This is a genomic window from Microcoleus sp. Pol12B4 (assembly GCF_036701385.1).
Lineage (GTDB): Bacteria > Cyanobacteriota > Cyanobacteriia > Cyanobacteriales > Microcoleaceae > Microcoleus.
In genome coordinates this window covers 1-10,023 of record NZ_JAUBQR010000241.1, presented here as the reverse complement: position 1 = coordinate 10,023, position 10,023 = coordinate 1, and the positions used below count along the sequence as shown (strand labels likewise).

The following is a 10,023-nucleotide window of genomic DNA, read 5'->3' as shown; positions in this document are numbered from 1 at the left end:
GCTTCCCAAAGACAGGCGCTGAGGGCGGCTCTCATGTCGGCAAATTGGGGGTATCTGCGGACGATGTTTTTCATGTTGCGAATTGCTTCTTTGGTTTGCCCGTTTTGATAAAGTGCGAGGGCGTGGTTGGCGCGGGCAAAGGCGTATTCGGGGGCTAGTTCAAAGGCTTTGCTGTAGTCGGCAATTGCTTGTTCCCATTTTCCTAAACCTGCTTCGGCGTTGCCTCGGTTGTTGTAGGCGGCTGGATCTTGGGAGTCTAATTCTAGTACATGATTGTAGTCGGCGATCGCTTCTTCCCAGCGTCCTAAACCTTCTAAGGCGGTGCCGCGGTTGAGGTAGGGATCGGGGGCGTCGGGTGCTAGCTCGATCGCTCTTTCGTAGTCGGTAATAGCGGCTTGTAGTTTGTTTTGGCTGACTCTAGAATTGCCTCGGTTACTCCAAGCGGCGGCTTCTGAGGGAAATTTGTCAATGATTTGAGTCCAAAAAGTTTCTGCGGCGGGAAATTTGCCTTCATTTGTAGCTTCAAAAGCTTTTTGAACGAGTTCTCCCAATTCCTGTTGGGGATCGGTGATATCTGTTGGTTGTACTTGTGCGGCAACGGGGGCGATATTTCCTAACCATACTAACCCGGTTACAATTAATACTGTAAAAAATGTGAAAAGTGAGCGAATCATTGTTGTTGGTAGTTTAAACTTTGCTAAACATATTATTAACCGAATTTGCCGGGGTTGCTTGGATAAGTTAGGGAGAATTTGGTGAAAAAACGGTTGCTGATTTTGGGCGGGACGGGGGATGCTGCTGAACTGGCGGTCAGAGCGTCTCAAATTGCTGAAATTGAGGTGGTATCTTCGCTAGCAGGACGCACTCAACAGCCTTTTACTCCAAAAACGGGTTCGGTGCGAATTGGGGGGTTTGGTGGGGCGGCTGGGCTGGCGGCGTTTTTGCTCGATCGCCCGATCGACTTTTTGATTGATGCTACTCATCCGTTTGCGGCTCAGATTTCTGCTAATGCTGCTGTTGCTGCTGCTGAATGTAATGTGCCCTATTTGATGCTGGTGCGTCCAGCTTGGGAGAGGGTGGAGGGCGATCGCTGGATTGATGTTGCCGGCCACTCGGAGGCTGCAAGGGCTTTATTAGGGCTGTCTCAGCGGGTGTTTCTGACGATTGGTAGGCAGGAATTGGCTGCTTTTGCTGGTTTGGATGCTATTTGGTTTTTGATGCGGGCGATCGATCCTCCGGCACTAAATACTCCTATTCCTAATGGTAAATTGTTATTAGCAAGGGGGCCTTTTTCTTTGGAAGATGAGCGCCAATTATTATTAGAATATCATATTGATACAATTGTTAGTAAAAACAGCGGGGGCGGTGCTACTTATGCGAAAATTGTTGCGGCTAGGGAACTGGGAATTCCCGTGGTGATGGTGCAGCGGCCGCCGATTGCGGATGTTGAGCAGGTTGCTGATGTTGAAGGGGCGATCGCTTGGTTAGTTAAGCAGTTATGATATCAAATTCGTTAGCATTGGAATAGTAAATTCGAGTTGACGGTTGACTGTTGACAGCGAACAGTCAACCGTCAACAGTCAACATCATTCCGGTGTTACCGGAAATGATATCAGGGAACGGTAGTGCGGTTTCCCTACAGCAATTTTGTCATCGCCCCGTTAAATTTGCGCTTTTACCCAAGATCGAAAGGCTTTCATGGCGACGTTTCTGCCGGCTGTTTTGCTTTGTTCTAAATATTGGGGGATGAGCTCGGTGATGGGGAAGTTGGGAAACTGGAGACTGCGATCGCACTGTATGTATTTTCCATCTTGCAGTACGCTGATTTGCAGGTTGTGGCCGTTGTAGCGCCACAATTCGGGAACTCCTAATGCTTCGTAGTTGTTGAACTGAGTGCGGGAGGTGAGGTCGATTTCTATGGCTAAATCGGGAGGTGGGTCTGTTTCTAAGTCGATGCGGCTTTTGCCTCTGACTGCGGCTTCGTTTTGGATGTAAAAACAGGTATCTGGTTCTACTCCTTGAGCCATTTTTTGATTTTTGAATGTAGTGGAACCTAGAGACCAAAATTCCATACCAAGTTCTTCGAGTAGTGCTTCGACTAAGTTACCAATCAGGACTTTGCCAACTTCGTGTTCGGGTAGGGGAACCATGATTTCTAATGTTCCCTTGCTGTATGAAAGTCGGGATGCGCGACTTTCTCCCAATTCTGTTAGTAGGGTTTCAAACATTGACCAGGTTATATCTTTGAGTAATAGTTGATTTCCTGGCTGGATGATTATTTGTTTTAGTTCTAGCTGCATTTTTTGACGGTTTTAATAGAATTTGAAATATAAAATAATTTATGTTAATATATTTTAGCAATTCCTAACTCATGCGGAATTGCTGTTAGGAATTACAAAATATTTAGGGGACTGCTGGACAACCCTCTTTTTTAGTAGTATCGTATTTTCCCTCAGCAGTTCGCATTCCTCCTAAGAGAGTTTCCACAATTACGCACTGGTTTGTACCGCCGCCAGCAGGAGCAACTGTTACCACAAAAGGTAATTTTGGATTGTTTGAATTGTTTGGATCGACTATACCGTTATAACTAAAAATAATTTGTTGATTAACATCCTTCGTGCATACACCATTAAGACAGCTATTACCAACAGAAAGAGGTTTAATCTGTCCTTTTTTGATTTCGCCTCCAGCATTTAACTGCTGCGTACTACCACCCGTAGCTAATGCGGGATTAAACGTAACTGTTGGTGGGTCAGCAGATGCGTCAAATGTAACTGTGACCTCGCGCTTAGTTCGCTTTGCTTCGCTTTGTGCCAGTCGTAATGATTGGAAAACGCGATCGTTGACAGTGCGAACTCTTTGTCTGTTGATGAATGCCAACCAGCTTGGAGCGGCGATCGAGCTTAATATACCTACGATTAACGCTATCACCAGCACTTCTAGAAGGGTGAATCCTCCATCATCTTTTCTGGATGCAGTTTTGTGGAAATTAGGGCTGGGCTTGGCAGCACACTTATGCAAAAGTTTTAATAATATTGGTGGGGTTTTCATGGTATTTTCCTATTGTGTATCGGCGGGTGGCGATTTGGAAATGTGTTTCAGAAATCAATTATTTTCCTAACGCGCCTAAACCTTGTACTTGCACGCTTGCTGTTGGGAAATATGCCGATCTACTGGCATCATAATTAGCATCGGTTTGAATGCGGCGGAGGCTGTTTCCTCTGAGCGTAACTCGGGCTATGTTTTTAGATGTATCAACACAAGCGTAAAAGCTCTTTACGATGTCGGGAGGCGCCGGGGGTATTCTTAGCGTTGTTTCTGGGATATCTGTGGGCGTGACTCCTGTTGTATCCTTGGGATTGCCAAGAGCGGTCTGGCATTCGGCTGGGTTAATTGGTATTCCTGTTAGCTGGCTGTGGTCAATGTAATTAACCAATACTTGAGCATCTTTAAAACCGGCTCCTTTCGTAACATTTACTAGGGGCTTACTAATGTCAAAACTTGGCTCAAAAGCTGCATCTGGTGCATATTCGTCTGCGTCAGTAAGACTGTAGTAAGGATTGGTGGGATTGGATGAATTTGGGTTTTTCACTCCATCCCTAATTTCATAGCGAGCAATACGAGTAGGACAAGTGCCTCCGCCTCCTAAAGGCTGACACCAAGTAGGGTTAGGTGCAATATCTCTAACCTGGTAGTAGACAACTAATGATAGTACATAAGTGTCGTTGCACTCACTACCGTTAGGTGGGCAAGCGCTTGGTGTTTTTGCACTAACAGTCGAATTAATAGGAACAGCATTTTTAATTTGCTGTCGCTTCCAGAATACTAAAATTGGAGTCCCTGTGGTATTTGTAGGAGGAGGAGGAAGTTTCACAGTGGGAGCAGTGATTCCCGCCTGATCGTAAATATAAATAGCTTGACTCAAATCTTGGGCGATGAAATCAACGGCCGCCTGAAGGTCTTGCTCGGTGTTTGACTTGACTTGTTCCCTCCTGTCAGTATTCAGCATATCGACTACAAAACCGAGCATCGGCGTAATGATTAAAAACGCCATAATTGCTCCGACTAATAGCTCAACCAGAGTCATGCCCTTTTCTGTTTGAGCTGGACCGGAGCGGTTTTGCTGGTGCTGACTTTTTAGAAGCAACCTGAGTAAAGTTTTCATTTTGACTGTTTCCTTTGCCAAATGGGGGGAGGGATTTTAAATTTAATAACGGGGACTTTGATGATTACTGACAGCCCTTTGTGCCTTTGAGTCGAGCGCACAACGATTCATACGCGGAGGTCTCTCCTGTAGTACGGGGAATTTGTGTAGTCATTTCTACTACCGGCATGGTACGATCGCCCAAACCCCCCACCACAGATTGCTTTTTCTCACTCTTTGGGTTCTGCTTTAAAGTAACGCCCGATGCAAAAGAATCGGCCCTGTAAACCCGCACCATTAACTCGTAGCCCGTTTTTGTGGGATCGGGGGGATTTGATGGATTTCGCCAAGCACCTTGAACGTAAAAGTCTGTGCTGCTGGTAGCGCTAAAACCTCCCCCATCCATGTCCATGGGATATAATTTGGTGGAGTCTGGCGGAGCAATAGCATCTGCCACATTATTATTTTGGTTGGTGACTGGGATAGGGAAGCCTTGTACATCTGCTGGTTTTATAGCCCCCGTCCTGAGAGCGTCGATGTAAGTTCTCGCCGCCTGTGTGGCCAGTTCCGTCCGCCGCGCTTGTACGCGAGTCGCTACTGAGAAAGCCATCACGGGGGCGATCGCAATCATCAGCACCGAAACTACAATCATCGCTACCAATGACTCGATAATCGTGTAGCCACCATCTCGTGACTGGGATAAATCTTGTTGTTGTTGTCGCTTAGTCATAAATAGGACTCCAGTAATTGCGCGGCGGAAAGTTAGAGGGTTAAGTCGGGCAGTTTGAGGGACGACTAGAAGTGGCAGCAGCACCGCCATCATCGGTAACTCCGCACATCAAAGTTGTTACCCACTCGTCATTGCGAGGTACTTCCCGGAAATACTCGGCCGGCTCAGTCTTTCTCGGAGGAGTAGTGAACCTTTGGGTAAACAAGTCAGGTGGCTGAGATAGCATACCCACGTCATAACCCCAATCCCGAGCTGGCGGTCTGAAGAAGGGAATGAGACCTAGACCCTCAATTTTGTATCCGGGCGAGTTTGTGGCTATGTCAGCTACGGGAGGTGTATAGGTAACTGTAGGACTCGTTGGGGGAGCGAAAAGACTTTTTAGAGTCCTTGCTGCAACTGCCCTCGGCGGAGAGCTCGCTGGCAAAATCGGCTGATAGGGGCCGGTGCTGTAGGCGCTGCGGTTTAGTTGGACGAAAGCACCCTGAATATCCACCTTAATGTTGTTTGTGCCGTCATGCCAGCTCTCCAAGAAGCGGGGAAAGTTTTGCAAGCCACCGTTAAATTCACCGGTACTGCTGTCGAGCTTTCGCGAAGGAATATCCCCGGAGCCGATGATTAAATTATATTTTGTGTCAACGGCTCGCGTTATCCACCCCGTTCCTGTAACGGTACCGCCTTGCGGTGGAGTTGTCCCCGTTCCATTATTCTCGGTCACTGTTTGGATCTGCAAGACTGGCATCAGCAGCGGCTGCCTGGTAGGAGTGTTTGTGGAATTCGGCAACGGTTGATTATTCCAGTCATTGAGATTGGTGTTGAGTGCAAAGGGGACACCAGCAGTCCCGTCGTAACTCATGGAAGCGCCAGGTAACGTGGCAAACCACAGAGAATTGTCTTTTACAACACCAACACCAGGAGCCGCAGCCCCGGTGGCAGTAATTCCTAATGGCCCTCCAGTCAGAGCATAACCACTACCAGCGTCTCTTTTAAAAGCAACGCGGCGCGGGAAACGTTGCAAAGTTGGATCGGGGAGAGTAGCAGTTGTTCCGGCTTTAAAATTAGCGGCTGGGGCATAACCCCCGCCCGTAGTGTTTGCCCTTACTGGCGTTACTGCTAGCGGATCGACATACCAGTCATCAGCCTTGCATTCAGAAACAGGAAGTTTCATACAAACTTCCATCAAATACTCCGGGAATTTCCCGCGCCGCTGGACAGGGGTGGCGAAGTTAGTGAAGTAAGAACTATCAAGCGTTTTACGGGGGATAGTAGGGACGGCTTTGTAGTCTGCGTCTATAAGCCCTCCAGTCCCAACAAGACTGCCAGTGATTGAGAATGCCCCGCTGGTGAGCCCGTTAGTGACAAAGTTGTTGTTGAAAAATCCTTGCTGTTTGCGAGGCAATACAGCAGCAGCGCCGACATTATTTCTGAGGTCAAAGTCACCCTCGTTGCGGAAGCCAAAACGGTAATTCTTTGACAGCAGGTTGACAGCATCTGCTAGTACCGTTGCCTGACGCCAATTGTCACCCCCACAAGCCGTAAGTCGGGGGTCGCCCTTGCGACAGGCAAAGCTGGCATTAAGCTTGATCCGATCTTGGTAGAAATTAGCTGTAGTCCAGGTACCTGTCAGTGGCTGCTCAAACTCTTGCCCAGTAGTGCCCCCGGTGTGAAGATTAAACTCTCCTTTGATATAAACCGGCAAATTAGAAACTAAAATCAAGCCTTTTTGCTTGACCACATCTGTCACGCTGCCCACGTCCGGGCTCGTGCCGCGGAATAGTTCCTTACCGTTGATTAGGACAATGCCGTTGGGTTTGCGGGTTGGATCGAGCAGAGAGTCCGAGGGGCTGACTCTTTTGCTTGTCTCTTCATCGCCTGTCCGCTTACTGCGATCGGGCAGCGCGTCATCTCGGCTAGCATAAATTATTCCACTGTTGGGCAGCAAATACTCCGGGCTTGGTACAGTAGTATAACTACTATTTATAGTGATCGGTTTCTTCCGAATTTGATCTAAGTCAATCTGAGTGGCGCGAATTTCTAGGGGTTGCCGTTCTTCGATGGGCTGATTGTAATCTCCTGTTAAATTGGCTGGTTTTATGTTTCCTACTCCTGGTACGAGAGGACTGCTCAGCGTAAAGGCTTCATTAACATTGGTATTCGGATCGTCCCGATCAACTGCCTTGATTTCTCTGGCATCCAAAAATGCGACTTCTTGAATTGCCCCGTGAGGAATCTTTCCGGTGGGAGCGGTAGGAGTGGCGCCTTTTAGAATGTCGAGTGCACAAAGCGTTGAATCAATAGCAGCTTTTTGTGCCAATGTGCGCTGGGTGTCAGCCACTTGGAGAGCCGATCGCAAAGGCCCGTTGGCAAAGCGACCGTCGGGGAAGACTAAGTTGGCTTGATTCTCCAAAACTGCATTATCGCCACCCGTCAACAAGCCGTTAGCCCCAGGAGTGGAAGCACCCGTTGGTCTGGCTGTAGGAGCGGGGTAGGTGATGCCGTTGTTAGATCCGATGAATTTCGGCTGGGCTCCTCCAAGTGCCGGTAGCCCTGCTAATACGGCTGGTGACTGTGCTCCCTGTCCGCTGACATTCGTTAGCCCGTCGAGATTGAGGGCTGTCAAAGCGCTGCTGGGGTCGTAATAGCTGCTGACGCAGGCGATCGGCTCTTGAACGGGTTGAGCTGGTGAAACAATGTCGTCAGCCTTGTAGCCTTTCTCTGCATAGTGATAAACTGCCGATGCCCGCATCCGCAAATCACCCTTGGCATATTGGGGATTCTTGGCGGCAATCTCAACAACGGGGGATGTTGTAGTAGGAGCTACTCCGGTAGGCAGCCCCGATCCATCTGTGGGCCCTGGAAAGTCAATCCAATTTGAATCACGAGAGCTGCCGGCAGCAGCATTATTGTTATAGACTTTAGACCCCTTTCCCAGGGGCGACATCGGCATCGTATCTGGCCAAACCACTGGGAACTCCTGTGTACCCGGCATTGCTGGGTCGTCATAAGTATTTGCGGCAGCCAAGGAGTCATTGATTGTTGCTCGTCCATATTTTGGAGTACCCGCAGCATCAAGCCATACAGGCGGTGGCAGGAAGGAATTTCTGCGATCGTAAACTCCAGCACTGGTGATGACACGCAAACCCCCAATGCCATCAACTGCTGTTTTAGGTATTTGGGCTGCTGATGCTTCCCAGAAACCGTCTCTTAGATCTGTTGGATCTTTCTTTTCTCCTAAACCGTTGCCTCGGTCTGTCGCCCCCACGTCAGCGAGCTGTGTTATCTGCGAAGTGCGCGTGCGAGTTGGGTCTGTGGCGTCGGTATTCCACTTTCCAGCGACTGGTTGCTCTGTACTGACTAATTCACTTTTAGTGCTGTCCCACCACTTATTAGGCAAGCTGTTGCCTGCAACCACGCGATCACCGAGGTATGTTTCTTCTTCGATCGGGTTTTTTGGATCGATCTTTGTTGCTTCTAGCTGGTTGAGATTGAGACTTAGTTTAGTGTAGGCATCAAGCGGAAGGTGCCAGTCGTCGATCGGTCGTAGAGTCTCTCCGCTACCTAGAATGGGCGAGCTTCCTGTTGGTGCTGCAGGTGCTGGTGGTAGCGGATCGAAGCCAGTAATTCCGTTTCCTCCAAATGCCACTTCAGCAAAGGGAACTTTTCGGGTTGTGAGTTTAAAATAATTTTCTAGTGCTTGCTCCCGGCTCTGGGTAGTCGGTCTCTTCTGGACTGACAATGGGTCATCAGTAGAGGATTTAGTCCTAGACTGCCACCCCACTAGCAAACTGATGCGATCCTGAAAAGCGGCATTGTTGTAAAGTACGTCTAAAGCTGTACTTGATGGTTGAACTGATTGACCAGTTAGTTTAGGGGTGAATGCCGTGCTAATTTTTTGATTTATTATTGGGTCCGGCTTTTCAAACAGGTGTACTTGAACTGTTTTAGAAGGAAACTTATCACCCGAACCGCCATTTACTACATTACCACCCACAATTATTTTGCTATTTTCTTGTTCGTAAAAACACGAATTCTGGCTGCTAACTTGATACAATTTTAAACTGTCATCAGCGTTTAGCCCCGTCACAAGAAGATTACTATTGGTAATCATTCGGCCGTTGATATTTACGGCAGGCCCAGGAGATATTTCTAAGTCGTCTTCGTACACAACCGCGTTGTTGCTGAGGGGAATGCGACTTTGGTCTTGCTGGTATTCGAGAGCAGATATGCTGGTAGTTCCTGTGAACGGTTGATACTTGGTGGTGTCTAACCCGTTGCCTGATATATCCGTCGATGTAATCGGTACATTAACCGTGTAAACAAAGAAACTTTTTAACAGTCTACCGTTCATACGATACCAACCGGAATCCCCAACCAAGCTAGCGATAGTACCTGCTGCCGCCTCACATCCTTTTTTCAGTACGCCAAGGGACATCGGTGGGGTTCTTGCTTCCAGCGGTTTTCTTGGCCTCGTGAACTCGCCTGCATTAGCACCTGATGGAATGCGTGGGGGGCTGCGGAAAAATACGCCGTAGAGGGTAAAAGTGTCATATTTGCCGTCGTTATTCGTATCGACGGGATATCTCCAACCAGTATTTATCTGTTCGTCTTTTTCGGCATCGGGGAGCTTCGCAGGGTCAAGGGCAGCGACTCCATTTTGTCCGTCGAGATCATACTTAAGTCTTAGCCGCGTTTCATCGCCGAATGTATAATTATCCTGACCAGAAGTAGACGACATAATCCGGTACATTTCATTATCGGAGGGAGTCGCCGTCGGTCTTTGCGGGTCTTCCCGCAGCATAAACTGAATTTTTGCTTTTGCTCGATCGAGCGCGGGAGTGGCGGCCGCCAGCACCTGCTGGTTCACGCGCACGTTACGCGCCGTATTGGCCCGATCGAACGATCGCAGCGTAATCGCCACAGTCAACAATATCACTACCAGCAACACCATCGTCACCGTCGGCAGCACAAACCCCGCCATCGGTAGTCTCGCCCTGCGGCCCATAGCCATCAGCGCTTGCAGCATTGCTCTCATCAGCCGCTTCGCACCGGATCTGGTAACACCAGCAATCCGCCGCAGCAGGGATACGATAACTTTGGATAATTTGCTCTTAAACATTGACGCCTTCCTGAATAATTTCAGAGATGGTATTGC

General features: G+C 48.6%; 7 protein-coding genes. 1 reads left to right on the top strand and 6 read right to left on the bottom strand.

Going from position 1 to position 10,023, the window contains the following annotated elements:
* The coding region (locus QUA38_RS24590) for a tetratricopeptide repeat protein (protein ID WP_333166546.1) at positions 1 to 674 on the bottom strand (674 nt) is incomplete at its 3' end.
* 81 nt (positions 675 to 755) lie between these two features.
* Here QUA38_RS24590 and QUA38_RS24585 point away from each other — a divergent pair.
* Positions 756 to 1,502 carry a cobalt-precorrin-6A reductase gene (locus tag QUA38_RS24585; protein ID WP_333166544.1) on the top strand — a complete coding sequence of 249 codons (747 nt, stop codon included), beginning with the start codon at positions 756 to 758 and terminating at the stop codon, positions 1,500 to 1,502.
* Between the two features lie 159 nt (positions 1,503 to 1,661).
* Here QUA38_RS24585 and QUA38_RS24580 read toward each other — a convergent pair whose 3' ends face one another.
* The 5 genes from QUA38_RS24580 to hpsA form a co-directional block, all read right to left on the bottom strand.
* Positions 1,662 to 2,300 carry a Uma2 family endonuclease gene (locus tag QUA38_RS24580; protein WP_333096552.1) on the bottom strand — a complete coding sequence of 213 codons (639 nt, stop codon included), beginning with the start codon at positions 2,298 to 2,300 and terminating at the stop codon, positions 1,662 to 1,664.
* 103 nt (positions 2,301 to 2,403) lie between these two features.
* Positions 2,404 to 3,051, bottom strand: coding sequence for a prepilin-type N-terminal cleavage/methylation domain-containing protein (locus QUA38_RS24575; protein WP_333166542.1), 648 nt, complete (start codon positions 3,049 to 3,051; stop codon positions 2,404 to 2,406).
* A 58-nt stretch (positions 3,052 to 3,109) separates the two neighbouring features.
* A complete protein-coding gene (gene hpsC, locus QUA38_RS24570) occupies positions 3,110 to 4,165 on the bottom strand; it encodes a hormogonium polysaccharide secretion pseudopilin HpsC (RefSeq protein WP_333166540.1) in 1,056 nt (351 codons plus the stop codon).
* A 64-nt stretch (positions 4,166 to 4,229) separates the two neighbouring features.
* On the bottom strand, positions 4,230 to 4,874 hold the full coding sequence (hpsB, locus tag QUA38_RS24565; RefSeq protein ID WP_333166537.1) for a hormogonium polysaccharide secretion pseudopilin HpsB: 645 nt from the start codon (positions 4,872 to 4,874) through the stop codon (positions 4,230 to 4,232).
* A 40-nt stretch (positions 4,875 to 4,914) separates the two neighbouring features.
* Positions 4,915 to 9,987 (bottom strand): hormogonium polysaccharide biosynthesis protein HpsA, encoded by a 5,073-nt coding sequence (gene hpsA / locus QUA38_RS24560; protein ID WP_333166535.1) that lies wholly within the window; start codon positions 9,985 to 9,987, stop codon positions 4,915 to 4,917.
* Positions 9,988 to 10,023: the final 36 nt, after the last annotated feature.